Below are 17,202 nucleotides of genomic sequence, written 5' to 3' on the forward strand. Positions count from 1 at the left end.
TCGAACCTTCAAGTCAGGCTGAACTTGGCAAATCAGGTCACCCGGCAAACGGCGCTCCTGGGCACGAGCAGGAGCGACCGCTCCCTGTACTACAGTTATTGTGCTGTAGTCCCCCAGATAGTGTCGCCCCCCACGCGCTTGGGGGGCAGCGAACGGCCACGAAGTGGACTGTACCAACCCATAGCGGACGACCACCCCTGCCAGCAGCATCACGATACCTTCGTCAGCTTGCCGGCAAAACTTGCCGATCGCCGCCAATGTGTTGAACCGGCAGTTCAATCCGCCCGCGCCAGATCTGGCTTGCGTCAGCTATATCACCTGCATCCGTGCCGGCGCCGGATGGCTGTATTTGGCCACCGTATTGGACCTGTATGCGCGCAAGGTGGTCGACTGTTCCATGGCGCCGAGCATGTCAGCGAGCTTTACCAGGACCTGCTGGCGCAGCGCGGCCTCGTGTGCAGTATGAGCCGCAAGGGTGGCGGTAGCCCGGTAAGCGCCACCGACTGCGCTGGTTCAACACCGTCGCGCCACTGATCATCGATAGGATGGTCCTCCGGCAACTCAATAGCGTGCCTCTCCGAAAGAATTCCCGCAGCACGACTTTTTTACATTAATAGAGTTGCCGGTTATTAAGCTGCCGCCTTGCAGCTATCGTACGATTGGCGCGAGTTGCTGCAAAATCGCGTAGGCCGCCTTGACGCGGGCGGGAATGGGGTAGCTCCTGTTCGCCAGCATGACGATGCCGATCTTCTTCTCAGGCACGAACAACACATAGCTGCCGAATCCGGCGGTCGAGCCGGTTTTGTTGAACAGGGTCGGCTTGACAGGCTCGCGCGGCGCTCTGAGCGGCCTGGTCGGATTGGCCTCCATCAGCATGGATTGCGAATTACCCTCGAGCAAACGCTCGAGGGTCACCGGGTAGGGGTATTGTTCCCATCCGAGCCCCTGCACCATCGCCCCGACTTCGAAATAGCCCACATGGGTGGCCTCTACCGCGCGCCGCATAGGCCCTGCCAGCTGGGCCGGCTCAATGTTCTCCCGCACGAAATGGATCATGTCGGCGCTGCTCGACTTGACACCGTAGGCTTCGACATCGAAGACATCAGGCGTGACCCGGATGGCTTTGTTGGCCTTGTTGTAGCCCCACGCATAGTTGGCCTGCGCGCTGTCGGGCACGCGGACATAGGTGTGTTGCAAGCCAAGCTGCGGGAACAGCACGCTTTCCGCAACGCTGGCGAAATCGCTCTTCATGGCAAGCGCGGCGATATGCCCGAACAGGCCGATGCTGGGGTTGGAATAGCGGCGCACTGCACCGGGCGCGGCGTCTGGTTTCCAGTTCTGGAAATAAGCCATCATCTGCTGCATGTTCGAAATCTCGTCGGGAACCTGCAGTGGCAATCCGCCGGCGCAATAGGTGCCAAGATGGAGCAGGCTGGCCTGGTCGATTGCACTGTTCTTCAGCTGCGGCAGGTATTTACCGGGATGGTCGTCCAGCGACAACACTCCCTGCGCCTGCGCATAGGTGGCCAGGATTGCCGCAAACGTCTTGCTGACCGAGCCAATCTCGAACAGCGTGTTTTCGCTGATTGCCGTAGCGTTCTCCCGCGACGCGACGCCATAGTTGAAGAACCAGGACTGGTTATTGATTGTCACGGCGACGGCCATGCCGGGCACGTCGTACTCTGCCATGACAGGGCGAACAGCTGTGTCGACAATCGCGCGGATCTGCGCGGCATCGTCGGCAGCCCAGCTGGTGAGGGGAACGAAGCAAGAAGAAATGACGGCAATTGCTGTGCAGCTGATGAGTTTTGGCAAGATAGTCAACATTATTTTCCTTTTTCTGATTAACAGTATTAAAGCGAGTCCAGCCGCGTTGTCAGATCGCGTAGAAATGCTTCCTTGACCCGTCCGCCAGCGAAGCCTTCCTGTCTCCGCTCTAACGCCATGCGGGCAAAAACAATCGTGCGTTGCCCCTTTGTGGCCCAACCAACATACCAACCGTACTGGTGCGCCTCATCATCCCGACCATCGGGCAGGACTGGCGCCGCGGTACCCGTTTTTCCGTAAATTTTCCAGCCATTTTTCAGGGTCTCGGAATTCATGATGCGGAACGTCATGTCATACGCATTTGCCGATAGCGGAAGATTTCGGTTCACCACCTTTCGAAGGAATGCCACTTGTTCGACCGGCGATATTCTCAGGCTCGAGCTGAGCCATGAAAGAGCGAGACCGTTATCTTTGCCGGGATCGCCAGACACATCATGGTTGCCGTAGTCAAAGCGCTTTACGTAGCGTTGGAAACGCGCGGCGCCAAGCCTGGAGGTAACCTGCTGGGCGTACCACAAGACCGAATTCTTGATCCAGCCCGCAGGGTCAGTTGCCGCGCGCCACGATGGGTTCCAATCGACATAACCCGCTTGGAATGGCCACCTTGGCGTGTGTTCATCGCTCAGGATGCCGCTGTCATAGCCCATCAGGCTGACAGCGATATTAAACGTCGATGCCGGTGTGACGCGCTCGTCGCACTGGCCTTCGTGAACCAGCTGCTTGCCGCTTGCGGCGTCAGCCAGTTCCGTGCAACTGATGGCCGTCTGTGACGCAGGATCGTTGGCGGGCCAAAGCGATTTCTCCAGCGTTGGCTGCGCGGCTTCTGGCAATCGATCGACACGCCATGCAAGCGCCGGCTGGAAGGCGAGACTGCCCGCGAAAATGCTCGCAAGGCCACCGAGCGCGGCGCATCTTGCCCACCGGCCCAGCGGCGCGGTGACGGGCTCGCGGATCAGCGAGATCCTGGCTGCCAACGTGCTCACGCTTACCCCGTCGAAAGCCAGTGCCGTCGTTGCCGGGCGATGCTGCAGTCTGAATTGCGCCACCAGCGCCGCCGCATACGCTTTGCGTTGCTCCTGCGGACGACCGCGCAGCACATCGCGGTCACAACCTAGCTCTTGCGCCCACGACAAATTCGCGCGCAGCAGCCACATGAAGGGATTAAACCAGAGAAGTGTTTGAAGGAGAATACCGACGCTCATCCATTGCAGGTCGCGCCGCCGCAGGTGGGTAAGTTCATGCTCGACGATCATTTGCTGTTGTGCCGTTTCAAACCTGCGCAGGTGCCGCGGCAAGAGCAGGCAAGGTTTGAAGAGACCGAACAGCATGGGCGAAATCGGCACATCCACTTCAATTACCAATGCCGCTGGCGCGCGCGTCAGTGCCATGGAAAAGCCCTGATGCCGGTCCAAGTCAGACACCAGGCAGCCAGCAGCGGCCAGGCCACGTAGCATCCGCCGCGCATGCCACAGCCTGATGATCGAATAGCCAAGCCCGAGCAGATACGTCAACAGCCACGCTTGAGCGCCATAGACAAGCCAGGAACGACCGATCGGATTCGCGTTTGGCATGCTGGAAGCAGTTGCCGCAGTCGTCAGTGCAACCGTGCCGCCTGGAACGACCAGGCGTTCCTCAGTCGTGTCGGGCAGGTCGATCGGTGGTACCACACGCAGTCGTTCACTGTGCGGCAGCAAGATTACCAAGAACGTCGCCACAACCGTGATTTGGCCCAGGAGCCACATTGAGCGCTGTGCGGAAAAATCGGGCAGATTACGGCGGCAAAGCGCCGTCAGCGCCCACACGCCTAGTCCAGCGACCACGCAGCCGCAACTGGCCAATAGGAATCGGAAAACAAGCAGGTCAAACGGGGTCATGCCGCCCCGCCATGGTCTTCCGGCCAGTCTTGCAGCAGTTGCTCCAAATGCGAGAGTTCATCTTCATCGACGAGCTTGCTGCCAGTGAACATAATGACAGGTAAAGGCGTGTCCATCTCCATCACGCGCTTGCCAAAGTCGTGCGCAAACGCCGCCAAGGTAGCGACTTTCTCGAGTGCCGCCTCGTACACCTGCACGCCGTGCAGGGTGGATTGGCGCACCGAGCCCTTATCGAGCATGCGCGCCAGCGTTTTGCGTGTCGACGAGTACGACCAGCCAAGTTCTTCTGCCACTTGATCATGGATTTCGCGGGCGCTGAGCGGTTGCTGCTTCCACAGTGACTTCAGCAAAATAAGTTCAGAAATTGAGGGAATTGCCATGTGTTGCTCCTTGTGTGACTACTACCGCCATTCTGCGACATGTGTCGCAATAGTGTCAAGGAATGGCTAAGCGAGTCTGCGAAAAACCCCACCGCGCTTGCGCATTTCCTCCCGGATGAAACCAGTGCAGAGGCGGGGACGTCATCAACATGCTGTCGCTTGGCTGAGAACAGCGCACCGCACCACCGGCGTCATTTGCCGTCATAAACATGTCATATTTGCTCGATAAACTCTGCGCAGTCAAACAACAAAGAGAGCACATATGAAAATGAATCAGATGTTGAAATCGGTCGTCGCAGGTGCATCGACCCTGGTGGCGCTGTCGAGCGCCTGCGCGGCGGACATGACCGGGGCGGGCGCAACCTTTCCTTATCCGATCTATGCCAAATGGGCAGAATCGTATAAGACCGCCACTGGCAATGGCTTGAACTACCAATCAGTCGGTTCCGGCGCGGGCATCAAGCAGATCAAGGCCAAGACGGTCGACTTCGGTGCTTCCGACATGCCGTTGAAGGCGGAAGAACTGGACGCCGAGGGACTGATGCAATTCCCGGCGATCATGGGCGGCGTGGTCACGGTCGTCAATATCGAAGGGATCGCTCCCGGCCAGATGAAACTCACCGGTCCGGTCGTGGCCGATATTTACCTGGGAAAAATCACCCGCTGGAACGCTGCGGAAATCGCTGCCCTGAACCCTGGCATGAAGCTGCCAGATAGTGAAATCACGGTGGTTCACCGGGCCGACGGCTCGGGCACATCGTTCCTGTTCACGGACTACCTGTCCAAGATCAGCCCGGATTTCAAAGCCAAAATTGGCGTGGCAACTTCGTTGAAGTGGGTGGTCGGCGTCGGCGGCAAGGGCAATGAAGGCGTGGCGGCGAACGTCCAGCGCATCAAGGGGTCGATCGGCTATGTCGAGTGGGCATTTGCGAAGAAGAACAAGCTGTCGCATACCCAACTCAAAAACAAGGAAGGCAATTATCTGCAACCGGACGATGACAATTTCAAGGCAGCCGCTGCTGGCGCGGAGTGGACCAAGGCACCCGGTTTTGGCGTCGTCCTGACCGACCAGGCAGGCAAGGCAAGCTGGCCAATCACCGGCGTGTCGTACATCCTGATGCACAAGGTGCAGCCAGATGGCGTCAAAGGCAAGGAAGTACTCAAGTTCTTTGACTGGTCATTCAAGAACGGCGCTGCATCGGCCGCAGAGCTCGACTACGTGCCGTTGCCGGCGTCCGTCATCACACTGGTTCAGGGCGCCTGGAAAGCACAATTGAAAGATGCAGCCGGCAAGGCCATCTACTGATCCCTGCCCGAACGGCGGCGCCACGAGCAAACCCACCCAGGCCCCGCCTGGGTGGGCGTATATTCCTTCCCCTATGACGACGCCGCTCGCGCGTCGTTCAGCTTTTTTTCCGTGCGACATGGCGCAGCGCGCCTGGCTCTGTAGCAAACCCCGCATGTCATCACCCGGAAGTATTTAACAGGCAAAATTGTTTCCGTCGTGGAATTAATCGTGATGCTTTATTCAATTTTCTTTCCCATCCTATACTTCTTTTCAATGCAAATTACACAATTGAATACAGGCGCACGCGTGATGGTGTCTTTTTCCATTGTCCTGCTGGTGATGGCAACGGTGTCGATCACGGCGCTGTGGCGGCTTCAAACGGCAAACGCGTCTACCGCAGACCTGGTCCATGAAAAACTGGCAAAGCAGCAACTCACTTCCGAAGTGCTGGGGATGTCACGTTTGAACGGTATCCGGACTGCGGCGATCGCGCGCAGCGACAGTCTGGAAGTTTCCGATTATTTCCAGTTGCAACTGAACGCGGGAGAGAAGACGCAAGCTGCGCTGGAACTGCGCCTGGCCAGGTTTGTCGCGGACCCGGCGGAGCAGGCGAAAATCATCGACGTCGATGCACAAAAGAAAATTTACCTGGCGGTGCGCGCGGAAATTTTCAAGCTAAAAGAAATGGGCAAGACCCAGGAAGTGGCAGAGCTGGCCGACACCCGGTTGGAAGCCGGTTTCCAACGCTATACCGGCGCCCTTGCCGAACTGCTTGCCTATCAAACCCGGCAGTCGACTCTGGTGGCCCTGGAGTCGGACAGTCAATTTGCCGTCAGCAGGAACCTGCTGATCGGACTTGGCGTCTTCGCCCTGTCGATCGGATGCGCTTTGGCATGGCTGCTCACGCGCAGCATCGTCAAGCCGCTGCGCGATGCCGTCAACGTCATTGTGCGGATTGCGGGCGGTGACTTGCGCCCTGCTCCGCGCCAGTTCAGGACGGACGAAATCGGCGAAGTGCTCGATGCATTGGGCGCGATGACGACGCGCCTGGCCGCAACGGTCGGCAAGGTAAGGGAAGGCGCGTCGACGATCGATGTCGCATCAAAAGAAATAGCGTCCGGCAATGGCGACTTATCGCGTCGCACCGAACACCAGGCCGGCGCCCTCGAGGAAACCGCCTCTTCGGTGGAACAACTGACCGCCGCCGTCAAACAAAACAGCGCCCATGCCCACGAAGCGAACGAGCTTGCCAGGCAGGCGTCGCAGGTGGCCGGCAAAGGCGGCAAAGTCGTGTCCGACGTCGTCGACACGATGCAGGCAATCAGCAGCTTTGCCAAGAAAATCGTCGAGATCACCGCCGTCATCGATGGCATCGCCTTCCAGACCAATTTGCTGGCCTTGAATGCCGCGGTCGAAGCCGCCCGCGCAGGTGAGCATGGGCGCGGTTTTGCGGTCGTCGCCGGCGAAGTGCGAAGCCTTGCGCAGCGTTCCTCGACAGCGGCGCGGGAAATCAAGGTGCTGATTGGCGACTCGGGCGAGCGGATCGACGCCGGAAGCCGGCTTACCGCCGTCGCCGGCACGACGATGAACGAAATCATGCAAAGCGTGCAGCGCGTGGCAACGATCATGGCCGCAATCAGTGACGCCAGTTCGGAACAGGAGGCCGGCATCGGCCAAATCAACGGCGCGATCATGGAGCTGGACGCCGTCACCCAGCAGAATGCGGCACTGGTCGAAGAGGCGGCGGCATCGGCCGAGGCGATGCACACGCAGGCCAACGACCTGGCCAAACTGGTCAGCTACTTTCAGCTTCTTGACGGCAAAAGCGACGCCCCGGCGACCATTGCCGCGGCGTGGCGCGCGCCGGCGCGGCAGGCGCGCCACGCCGGTGTCGATAGGCTAAAACGCATTGGTGCCGATGCTTGAGCCGACCGGACAAAGCTGTTGCCGGCCCTCGACAGGGCAGCGAACCAGTCGATCATAAAGCGCCCGAATGACACGCTGATGACGCCGCCTCGAAAAATCCGCTTGACTTCCCCCTCCTCCCACTGGCCCGCTCCAACGCGCCAGTTCTGCCGCACCACCCAGTATCCATCTGAAGTTACCAACTGACAATGTCCGCCAAACGACCCATGAATGTATTCCATCGTCTGTTTTGGCCGACCCTCGCCGTTGTCGTGTGCGCCGGTATCTGGGTCGTCACGATCTCACGCTCGAACGCCGAACTGGACCGTGCCAACGCGCTCGTCACCAGGGACGCCGGCGAGTTTGCCGAAGCGTACGAACAGTACATCACCCGTTCGGTCGGGCAAATGGACCAGGTCACGATGCAGCTCAAACACAGCTGGGAGCATTCGCACAAATCGACCTTGCTCGAGGACCTCAAGCGCGACGGCATGTTCACCGATAGCGCCTTCGTCGCCGTCAGCATCCTCGACCGCGGCGGCGTGGTGCGCTCCTCGACACTTGGCAACAAGGCGCAACTCGACCTGTCGAACACGGATTTTTTTGCTCATCACAGGAACAATATCTCCACTGCGCTACGCATCGGGGTCGCTCCCGGCGAGCTGGAATATAGCCGGGAAGTGGTGCTGTTCACGCGCCGGCTCGACACTTCCGACGATGGCTTCGATGGCGTCGTGCTGCTGGCAATCGACGCCCGCTATTTCACCTCGTTCATCAGTCCCGCCACCCTTGGCCGACACGGCATCGTCGCCATGACAGGCGCCGACGGCATGCTGCGTCTCGAGCAGCGCGGCGACGGCAGCGTGGCGACCGACCGGCAAGACTCGATCTTGCCGTCGAGCGCGGCAAGCTGGGCAAGCCCCAGCGGCGTTCAGCTGCTTGAAGCAAACCGCGGCTTTGCCGATGGCACCGCCCGCGTCCTTGGCTGGCGCCATTCCGCCGCCTACCCGGTGGTCGCGCTGGTGGGCTTGTCGCACAACGACGCGCTGGCGGGAGCGGCCTTGTATTGGCGTGAAAGCCGCAACAACGCGATCCTCGCCAGTGCCTGCCTGATGCTGCTGGCGATGCTGTCGGCCATCCTGGCCGGGCGCGCCGCGACCCGCATGCGAGGAAAGGAAGAGGTACGCAGTGCCTACCGCACCGCCACCGAGAACGCCAACGACGGTTTCTACATGGCCGCGGCGATGCGCGACCGGCAGGGACAGATCGTCGATTTCAAGATCGTCGACTGCAACGAACGCGGCGCCTTTTTCTACGGATTGCAGCGCAGCGACCTGCTCGGGCGCCGCCTGTCGATGATCGACAGCGGCCTATTCGGCGAAGAACTGGTTGCGACCTACCGCACCGCGATGGAGACGGGTTTTCACGAGGATGACCGGCGGATGCCGGGCGATGACCGCCTCAACATCCGCTGGGGCCACCGCCGCCTTGTGCGGGTTGGCAATGGGCTCGCCGTCACCTTACAGGACGTCAGCGAGCGCAAGATGCACGAAGCGCAGTTGGAGTGCCTGGTCAACGAGGACAGCCTGACCGGCCTGCCGAACCGTCATTGGTTCCTCAATTTCATGCGCGCCGCGCTGGCGAAGGCCGGCGCCGACCAGACCGAACTGGCCATCTTGTTCATCGACCTCGACGAATTCAAGCACGTCAACGACTCCCAGGGTCACGCGGTGGGCGATCAACTGCTGAAAGCGGCGGCGCAGCGCCTCGCCGCGCTGCTGCGTCCGCTTGACCAGGTGGTGCGCTTCGGCGGCGACGAGTTCATCGTCTTGCTCAGTCCCAGCGAAGGCGACGCCCAGATTGCGGCCGTCGCCGAGCGCATCGTGACGGCATTTTCGACACCGTTCGCCATCGCCGACGATGTCCAGACAGTGGGCACCTCGGTCGGCATCAGCGTTTTTCCGCGCGATGGGACCGATGTTGAAACCCTGATCAAGCACAGCGACATCGCGATGTATTCCGGCAAGAGCGACGGCAAGGGAAGGTTCAAATTCTTCGATCCATCGCTGTCGGCCGCGTTGAGGCTGCGCGCGCAACTCAAACACGGCCTGCTGACGGCGATCCGGGAGGAACAGTTCGTGCTGCACTACCAGCCGCGCGTCGACACCCGCACCGGCAAGCTGCTCAGCATGGAAGCCCTGCTGCGCTGGCGCCATCCCTCGCTCGGCATGGTGGCGCCGGGCGAATTCATTCCGCTGGCCGAGTCGAGCGGGCTGATCGCGCGCATCGGCGAAATGGTCATCGACATGGCCTGCGTTCAAATCGCCGCATGGAAAAACCAGCATGCCGTCGTCGTGCCGGTGTCGGTCAATGTCTCGGCCAAGCAATTTCTGCGAGGGAGCGTCAAGCAAAACCTGGCCGCCGCGCTCGAGCGCCATGGCGTCGCGGCGGCGTTGCTGGAAGTGGAAATCACCGAGTCGGCCATGATGGGCGATCAAGACGCCATCATCGCCGAACTGGCGGCGATTCGCGCGCTCGGCATCAAGCTCCATGTCGACGATTTCGGCACCGGCTATTCGTCGCTGTCGCAATTACAGCGCCTCAAGATGGATGTGCTGAAAGTGGACCGGGCATTCACGGCGGAACTGGGGAACTCGCGCGAAGGCAAGGTCTTTTTCCAGGCCATCGTATCGATGGCGCACGCGCTCGGGATGTCGGTCGTGGCCGAAGGTGTCGAAACCGGCGAGCAGCTGGCCATTCTTCAAGCACTCGAGTGCAACGAGGTGCAAGGGTATTTCATTGCAAGGCCGATGCCGGCCGGCGACATGCTCGCGCTGATGGAAAAGCGGTTTCTGTTCAAGGCGCCCGCCTTGCTCGATTACCAGGCCTCTTGAGCACCTGTTTGGATCACTGACCCGGCGCGCGGGAGGCGTCGGGTCTTTCACCCTGGCGCGGACTGCAACGTTACGGCACCGGCGACGCCGGCCGCAGCACCATCACCGGAATGCTCGAATACGCCAGCACCTTCTGGGTCTGGCTGCCGGCCAGCAAGCGGCTCAGCCCGCGCCGGCCGTGCGAGGCCATGAAAATGACGTCGCAGCCGTATTCGCCGGCGGCGCGGATGATTTCTTCGTAGGGGACGAACGACAGCGAAGTATGCGTCTCGCAGGCGACCCCGGCCGCCTGGGCGGTGCGCGCGATGGCATCGACCGCCTGCCGCGCCAAGCGTTGCAGCTCGGCGCTGTCGACGACCGGATCGATCATCATGGCGCCGTCGACCATCGGCAGCATCGGATAAGGCTGGGCGACCGAGAACGCCACGACGACCGCGCCGGCGCAGCGTGCATAGTCGATGGCGGCGGTGACCGCTTGATCGGCAAGGGCCGACCCATCGGTGGGAACAAGGATTTTCTTATACATGGCGAGGCTCCTGAGGAAATATTTATGGGACATCAATAAGACATCAATAAGACATTAATAGGACATCAATGGGACATCAGCGCGGGAACGGTCATGCTTTTGAGCACTGTCTGGGTAACGCCGCCCAGCAGTACCTCGCGAAACCGCGTGTGGCCGAAGCCGCCCATCACCAGCAGGTTGGCGCCGACGTCGGATGCCAGCGACAGCAGCGCGCTGCCGACATCGGTCTCGCTATCTTCGCGCCGCACGACGACGTCGACGCCGTGGCGCGCCAGGTACAGCGCGATGTCGGTGCCGGCCGAATGCCTTTGGGCCCCGGGGTTGAACACTGCCAGCGTGACCTTGGCCGCACGCTGCAACAGCGGCACGGCACTCGCCACCGCCCGGCTCGCCTGAAGGCTTTCATCCCATGCCACCAGCACGTGGCTGCCGGCGTCGGCCGGGGCGCCGATGGTCGGCACCATCAGTACCGGGCCGGCACTGTTGAGCATGACATAGGCCGCCAAGTCCGGGTCGATGCGCGCGACCGGATCGGCAGGATCGAACTGGCTCAGCACCACCAGGTCGGCGTAGCGCGCCTGCGCCGCCAAGCCGCCGGCGGCGTCATCCTCGACCAGCCGCGGTTCGAACGCCAAGCCATTGACGACGCCGGCCAGCGCCTCGAAGCGCTCCAGGGCGGTGTTGGCCTTGCCGACCAGCACGTCGAACTGGCCGGCAAGCACCGTGCGCGCTACGTCGACGTTGGCGCCATGGAAAATGAACCGCGACAGGCCCGTCATGGCAGCGCCGACCAGGTGGGCGCCGTGGGCCGCGGCAAGGCGCACGGCCAGTGCGATGCGGGCCTCGGCGTGGTGCGAACCGTCGACATGGACGAGGATGGTCTTGTAAGACATGGGCATTCCTTTTTCTGGAGGACGGCCCACATGAATGGCCGACTCTTGCAGTTTGTCAGTCTGTCATCTAAATATCTTTGACCCACATCAAATCACGGGTGCGCCAACCTAATTTCGCTGCGACGGCATTTTGTCGTTTTGGTTTGCACAACATGGGTATCACGACTATGATATTCCTGAGATGCAACATGATTGCAACAGCGGTGGCATCGCCACAGGTTTTTCGTCACGATTTGGAGTGTTATGCTACCGGAAACTCTTTTGTTCGCGGCGCCGAGTTCGCTCGGGGCAACCCTCGCTGCCGCCCTGTTCGGATTATTGATCGGCAGTTTCCTGAACGTCGTCATCTACCGCATTCCGAAGATGATGCAGCGCGAATCGGACAATTACGTGGCGCACGAGAGCGGCAAGCAGCTGCCGCACCAGGACAACTTCAACCTGATGGTGCCGCGCTCGGCCTGCCCGCACTGCGGCCACCAGATCACGGCCCTGGAAAACATTCCGGTTGTCAGTTACATCGCCCTCGGTGGCAAGTGCAGCGCCTGCAAGGCGCCGATCTCGGTGCGCTATCCGCTGGTGGAACTGGCGACCGGGCTGCTGTCGGCCCTGCTGGTATGGAAATTTGGCAGCGGCTGGGCCGGCCTGGCCACGCTCGGCTTCGGCTACGCGCTGCTGGCGATGACGGCGATCGATTACGATACCCAGCTGCTGCCCGACGACCTGACGTTCCCGCTGCTGTGGGCAGGGCTGTTGGTCAACCTGAACGGCACCTTCGTGCCGTTGAACGAAGCGGTGATCGGCGCTGCCGCGGGTTACCTGGTGCTGTGGTCGATCTACTGGCTGTTCAAGCTGGCGACCGGCAAGGAAGGGATGGGCTATGGTGACTTCAAGCTGCTGGCCGCCCTCGGCGCCTGGCTCGGCTGGACCATGCTGCCGACCATCATCTTGCTGTCGTCGGTCGTCGGGGCGGTGGTCGGCATCAGCCTGATCGTGTTCGCCAAGCGCGGCCGCGACAAGCCGATACCGTTCGGCCCCTACCTGGCTGCGGCCGGCATGATCGCGCTGCTGTACGGCGCGCCGATTGCAGGTTTTACCAGCCACCTGTTGGGCTAACACATGGACCAACCCCAAGGCCCGCTTTTGCACATCGGACTGACCGGCGGCATCGGCTGCGGCAAGAGCACCGTCGCCGACATGTTCGCCGCCCTCGGCGCGACCGTCGTCGACACCGATCTGATCGCCCATGCGATGACGATTCCCGGCGGCCCGGCGATGGCGGCGATCGCCGCCCAATTCGGCGCGCCCTACCTGCTTGATGACGGCGCGCTCGACCGCATCAAAATGCGCGCGCTGGTGTTTTCCGATCCTGGCGCAAAGCTGCGGCTCGAAGCGATCCTGCATCCGTTGATCCGCGCCGGCGCCGAACAAGAAGCGCAGGCGGCAACCGGCGCCTACCTCATGTTCGTCGTCCCGCTGCTGATCGAGTCGGGCAACTGGCGGCACCGGCTTGCCCGCGTGCTGGCCATCGACTGCCCTGAAGCGCTGCAAATCGCCCGCGTCATGGCGCGTAACGGCATGCAGGAAGCGCAGGTAAAAGCCATCATGGCGGCGCAGGTAACGCGCCCCGTGCGACTGGCGGCGGCCGACGATGTCATTACAAACGACGATAAGATAACTGCCCTGGCGCCGCAGGTAGAAGCGCTGCACCGGCTTTATATGGCAATTTCGGCCGGAATGGCCAGAATCCCAAGTGAGGATTTGTAATTTTGCCTCGCTTGGTTCAGAATCACGTGATTCTTCTCCGGCCACCATGTAAAGGGATGTCATTTTGATCGTCTACGAATACCCTTTCAACGAGCGCATTCGTACGTTGTTGCGGCTGGAAGACCTGTATGAAAAATTCAAATTCTTTGTGCACCAGGAACACGCAATGCAACACCACGTCGCGCTGTCGACCATCTTCGACATGCTCGAAGTGGCTGGCCGCGCCGACCTCAAGTCCGACCTGCTGCAAGAACTCGAGCGGCAAAAGCAAAGCCTGCAGAGCTTCCGCTCGAACCCGAACGTCGCCGCCGAGATGCTCGACGCCGTCCTCGGCGAACTCGAAGCCGTCAGCGCCAACCTGGTCGCCGCGCAAGGCAAGACGGGCCAGAACGTGCGCGACAACGAATGGCTGATGAGCATCCGCGGGCGCACCATCATCCCCGGCGGCGCCTGCGAGTTCGACCTGCCTTCCTACCATGCTTGGCAAAAGCGCCCGTCCCAGCAGCGTTACAATGACATCGTCGCCTGGTTCGCGCCGCTGGCGCCCCTGTTCGACGCGCTGGCGCTGGTGCTGCGCCTGCTGCGCGACTCCGGCGGGCCGGTCAAGATGATTGCCATCGCCGGCAGCTATCAGCAAATGCTGCAAGGCAAGGTGTACCAAATGCTGCGCCTGTCCCTGGACGAATCGCTGGGCGCGATTCCCGAGATATCGGCTAACAAATACATGTTGTGGGTTCGCTTTACGAGCCAAGGCGGCGACCTGAAACCGAAGCCGCTGGAAGACGACGTACCGTTCGAACTCACGTTGTGCAACTTTTAAGATGTGAGTGATTTGCCATGACTGTCGTGAGCTGCCCCACCTGTGCCAAAAAAGTCGAATGGACCCTGGCCAACAAATACCGCCCGTTCTGCTCCGAGCGCTGCAAGCAGATTGACCTCGGCGCCTGGGCGGAAGAAAAATTCGTCATCCCCGGCGCTGCGCCGACCGATCCGCTGGACGATCCGCTGGCCGACGAGTAGACGGCGTACCTTGTTGACAGGTTCGCATGCCGCACGCTTGATCGACCAGCCAAGCCGCTAACGCAACCCCGGCTGAGTTACCTGCCGCACCGGGGTCAGGCCGCCGACGGCACAACCGGGGCCTGTCCCCCTACAGTTGCACCCTGCGGCACGAAAATCGGCTTGTTCGAACGCCCGTAGCGATCCATGAACAGCCCTTCCAGGCCAATCTCCGGCTGGCGCCCCGACACCAGGTCGGCCAGCACGCGGCCGGAGCCGCACGCCATGGTCCAGCCCAAGGTGCCGTGGCCGGTGTTGAGGAACAGGTTGCTAAACGGCGTCGGCCCCATCACCGGGGTGCCGTCCGGCGTCATCGGCCGCAAGCCGCACCAGAACTCGGCCTTCGAGGTGTCGCCAGCCATCGGGAACAAGTCGTTCACCGAGTGCTCCAGCGTGTCACGGCGCGCCTGGCGCAGGCTCAAATCGTAGCCGGCGATTTCGGCGGTGCCGCCGACCCGGATACGCTCGCCCAGGCGGGTGATCGCCACCTTGAACGTCTCATCCATGACGGTCGACTCCGGCGCGCCCTTGGCATCGACGATCGGGATCGTGATCGAATACCCCTTCACCGGATAGACCGGGATGCGGATGCCGACCTGGCGCAGCAGCAGCGGCGAGTAACTGCCCAGCGCCAGCACGAAGGCATCGGCCTTGAGCTCGCCCTTGGAGGTGACGACGCCGGCAATCCGGTCGCCATTGACCACCAAGCGCACGATGTCGACGCCCTGGCGGAATGTGACGCCCAGGCCCTCGGCCATTTTCGCCAGGCGCTGGGTGAACTTGAAGCAGTCGCCCGTTTCGTCGCCCGGCAGCTGCAAGCCGCCGACAAATTTGCCGCGCACATTGGCCAGCGCCGGTTCGGCCGCCTCGCACCCCTTCGGGTCGAGCACCGAGTACAGCACTTGGTAGCGCTCGAGCACCGCGGTGTCGGCCGCCGCGCCATCGAGCTGCTTCTGGGTGCGGAACAGCTGCAAGGTACCCTGGCTGCGCTCATCGTAGGCGATGCCGGTGTCCAGCCGCAGCTGCACCAGGCAATCACGGCTGTATTCGGCCAGGCGCACCATGCGGCCCTTGTTGGTCTCGTAGCTTTTCTGGTTGCAGTTGGCCAGCATCTGGAACATCCAGCGCCACATCTGCGGATCGAGCGCCGGGCGCACCACCAGCGGGCTATGCTGCATTAGCAGCCACTTGACCGCTTTCATCGGCACGCCGGGACCGGCCCACGGCGCCGCATAACCGGGCGAGACTTCACCGGCGTTGGCGAAACTGGTCTCCAGGCCCGCTTCCGGCTGGCGGTCGATGACGGTGACTTCATGGCCGGCCTTGGCCAGGTAATACGCGGACGTGGTGCCGATGACGCCACTGCCCAGAACAATAATTTTCAAAGGATTCCTTTTACCGATTATAAAACTGATCGACGCGAAAAACGGCGGGTAGCCGCCGCGTCGATTCACACGCGGGTTTATTTATGTAAAACCCGCGGATAGGCCGGATACCGCACCAGGTCCAGCCATTCGAGCAGCGGGATGGTGGCCGGCAGCAGCGGTGCGACGCCGACCTTGCCCTGCCACGCAAAAGCCTGGCCTTCCAGGCTTTGCGGCTCGCCCTGCCAGGCGCGGCTGATAAAAAAATGCAGGCGCACGTGGGCATGTTCGTACACGTGTTCGACGCCGCACCACTCGGTGGCCTGGTCGATGTGCAGTCCGAGCTCTTCGACAAATTCGCGCTGCAGCGCGGCGAACAAGGCTTCGCCCGCCTCTACTTTCCCGCCCGGGAACTCCCAGTAGCCGGCATAGGGTTTGCCGGCCGGGCGCTGGCCGAGCAGCACGTCGCCGTTCGGCTTCATCAGGATGCCGACGACGACGTCGATCGGACCGGCTGCCAACTTCGGCGCGGCTTCATGCATCCGGCAGTTTCCCGGCGTGGTCCTTGGCGAACTGCCACGCCACCCGGCCCGAGCGCGAGCCGCGCTGCAATGCCCAGCGCAAGGCGTCAAGGCGCGCCGCCTCGATCTGCGCGGCATTGCAGCCGAAGCTCTTTAACCAGTGGGCGACGATGTCGAGGTAGTCGTCCTGCTTGAACGGATAGAACGACAGCCATAGGCCGAAGCGCTCCGACAGCGAGATCTTTTCTTCCACCGTTTCGCCCGGATGCAGGTCGCCGTTGTCGTCCGAGCTGTAGCCGGCGTTGTCCGACATCCGCTCCGGCATCAGGTGGCGCCGGTTCGAGGTGGCGTAAATGAGCACGTTGTCGGACTGCGACGAGATTGAGCCGTCGAGCGCCACCTTGAGCGCCTTGTAGCCGCTCTCGCCTTCTTCGAACGACAGATCGTCGCAGAAGACGATGAAGCGTTCCGGCCGGCCGGCGACCAGGTCGACGATGTCGGGCAGCTCGGCCAGGTCGGCCTTGTCGACTTCGATCAGGCGCAGGCCGTCGCCGGCGAACTGGTTCAGGCACGCCTTGATCAGCGACGACTTGCCGGTGCCGCGGGCGCCCGTCAGCAGCACGTTGTTGGCCGGGCGCTTTTGCACGAACTGGCGCGTGTTCTGCTCGATCTGCTGCTTCTGGCTGCCGATGTTGTGGAGGTCGGTCAACAGAATGGCCGAGGCGTGCGCCACCGGCTGGAGGTAGCCGGAGCCGCCGCGCTTTCTCCAGCGGAAGGCATAGCCGCGCTTCCAGTCCGGCTCGCGCGGGATGGCCGGCGGCAGCACCGCTTCGACCCGCGCCAGCAGCGCTTCGGCACGCACCAGGAATTGTTCGAGCGGAGTCATGGGATTCTCACAGGTTTGTAA

16 protein-coding genes are annotated in these 17,202 nt (G+C 61.7%); 8 read left to right on the plus strand and 8 right to left on the minus strand.

From position 1 onward, the window contains the following. The first annotated feature begins 241 nt into the window (after positions 1 to 241). Positions 242 to 466: a hypothetical protein gene (locus CR103_RS02710; RefSeq protein WP_099914473.1), complete on the plus strand. Its 225-nt coding sequence runs from the start codon at positions 242 to 244 to the stop codon at positions 464 to 466. A 182-nt stretch (positions 467 to 648) separates the two neighbouring features. On the opposite strand, the gene ampC is transcribed toward CR103_RS02710, so the two are convergent. Genes ampC through CR103_RS02725 form a run of 3 tightly spaced genes read right to left on the minus strand, consistent with a single transcriptional unit; the run spans position 649 to position 4,081 of the window. Next, on the minus strand, positions 649 to 1,827 hold the full coding sequence (gene ampC, locus CR103_RS02715) for a class C beta-lactamase (RefSeq protein ID WP_099914474.1): 1,179 nt from the start codon (positions 1,825 to 1,827) through the stop codon (positions 649 to 651). A gap of 26 nt (positions 1,828 to 1,853) precedes the next feature. Then, entirely contained in the window at positions 1,854 to 3,701 is a 1,848-nt protein-coding gene (gene blaOXA / locus CR103_RS02720; protein WP_099914475.1) for a class D beta-lactamase, read from the minus strand. Next, positions 3,698 to 4,081: a BlaI/MecI/CopY family transcriptional regulator gene (locus CR103_RS02725; RefSeq protein ID WP_099914476.1), complete on the minus strand. Its 384-nt coding sequence runs from the start codon at positions 4,079 to 4,081 to the stop codon at positions 3,698 to 3,700. The genes blaOXA and CR103_RS02725 overlap by 4 nt, the downstream gene beginning before the upstream one ends. A gap of 262 nt (positions 4,082 to 4,343) precedes the next feature. On the opposite strand from CR103_RS02725, the gene pstS reads away from it, so the two are divergent. The 3 genes from pstS to CR103_RS02740 all read left to right on the plus strand — a co-directional run bounded on the left by pstS (position 4,344) and on the right by CR103_RS02740 (position 10,168). After that, entirely contained in the window at positions 4,344 to 5,387 is a 1,044-nt protein-coding gene (gene pstS / locus CR103_RS02730) for a phosphate ABC transporter substrate-binding protein PstS (RefSeq protein WP_099914477.1), read from the plus strand. A gap of 255 nt (positions 5,388 to 5,642) precedes the next feature. Then, positions 5,643 to 7,295, plus strand: a complete 1,653-nt coding sequence (locus CR103_RS02735) for a methyl-accepting chemotaxis protein (RefSeq protein WP_099914478.1) — start codon at positions 5,643 to 5,645, stop codon at positions 7,293 to 7,295. A gap of 206 nt (positions 7,296 to 7,501) precedes the next feature. Then, the gene (locus tag CR103_RS02740) at positions 7,502 to 10,168 is read left to right on the plus strand and encodes a bifunctional diguanylate cyclase/phosphodiesterase (RefSeq protein WP_229442649.1); all 2,667 of its coding nucleotides are present in this window, start codon (positions 7,502 to 7,504) and stop codon (positions 10,166 to 10,168) included. Between the two features lie 70 nt (positions 10,169 to 10,238). On the opposite strand, the gene CR103_RS02745 is transcribed toward CR103_RS02740, so the two are convergent. After that, positions 10,239 to 10,694: a universal stress protein gene (locus CR103_RS02745; protein ID WP_099914480.1), complete on the minus strand. Its 456-nt coding sequence runs from the start codon at positions 10,692 to 10,694 to the stop codon at positions 10,239 to 10,241. Between the two features lie 65 nt (positions 10,695 to 10,759). Next, positions 10,760 to 11,587 (minus strand): universal stress protein, encoded by an 828-nt coding sequence (locus tag CR103_RS02750; RefSeq protein ID WP_099914481.1) that lies wholly within the window; start codon positions 11,585 to 11,587, stop codon positions 10,760 to 10,762. A 243-nt stretch (positions 11,588 to 11,830) separates the two neighbouring features. Here CR103_RS02750 and CR103_RS02755 point away from each other — a divergent pair, with 243 nt between their 5' ends. The 4 genes from CR103_RS02755 (at position 11,831) to CR103_RS02770 (ending at position 14,371) form a co-directional block, all read left to right on the plus strand. Then, a complete protein-coding gene (locus CR103_RS02755) occupies positions 11,831 to 12,700 on the plus strand; it encodes a prepilin peptidase (protein WP_099914482.1) in 870 nt (289 codons plus the stop codon). Positions 12,701 to 12,703: 3 nt separating this feature from the next. Further along, positions 12,704 to 13,351, plus strand: coding sequence for a dephospho-CoA kinase (coaE, locus tag CR103_RS02760; RefSeq protein WP_099914483.1), 648 nt, complete (start codon positions 12,704 to 12,706; stop codon positions 13,349 to 13,351). Positions 13,352 to 13,415: 64 nt separating this feature from the next. Continuing rightward, the gene (zapD, locus tag CR103_RS02765) at positions 13,416 to 14,171 is read left to right on the plus strand and encodes a cell division protein ZapD (RefSeq protein WP_099914484.1); all 756 of its coding nucleotides are present in this window, start codon (positions 13,416 to 13,418) and stop codon (positions 14,169 to 14,171) included. Positions 14,172 to 14,188: 17 nt separating this feature from the next. Then, positions 14,189 to 14,371: a DNA gyrase inhibitor YacG gene (locus tag CR103_RS02770; protein ID WP_099914485.1), complete on the plus strand. Its 183-nt coding sequence runs from the start codon at positions 14,189 to 14,191 to the stop codon at positions 14,369 to 14,371. A 95-nt stretch (positions 14,372 to 14,466) separates the two neighbouring features. On the opposite strand, the gene CR103_RS02775 is transcribed toward CR103_RS02770, so the two are convergent. The 3 genes from CR103_RS02775 to CR103_RS02785 all read right to left on the minus strand — a co-directional run bounded on the left by CR103_RS02775 (position 14,467) and on the right by CR103_RS02785 (position 17,181). Then, positions 14,467 to 15,795, minus strand: a complete 1,329-nt coding sequence (locus CR103_RS02775) for a D-amino acid dehydrogenase (protein WP_099914519.1) — start codon at positions 15,793 to 15,795, stop codon at positions 14,467 to 14,469. Positions 15,796 to 15,872: 77 nt separating this feature from the next. Then, complete coding sequence (locus CR103_RS02780) at positions 15,873 to 16,316, minus strand: NUDIX domain-containing protein (protein WP_099914486.1); 444 nt, start codon at positions 16,314 to 16,316, stop codon at positions 15,873 to 15,875. Further along, complete coding sequence (locus CR103_RS02785; RefSeq protein WP_099914487.1) at positions 16,309 to 17,181, minus strand: ATP-binding protein; 873 nt, start codon at positions 17,179 to 17,181, stop codon at positions 16,309 to 16,311. Before CR103_RS02785 ends, CR103_RS02780 begins: the two co-directional genes overlap by 8 nt. Positions 17,182 to 17,202 lie beyond the last annotated feature (21 nt).

Origin of the sequence: Massilia psychrophila (genome assembly GCF_002760665.1) — a bacterium.
GTDB lineage: Bacteria > Pseudomonadota > Gammaproteobacteria > Burkholderiales > Burkholderiaceae_D > JAFCUW01.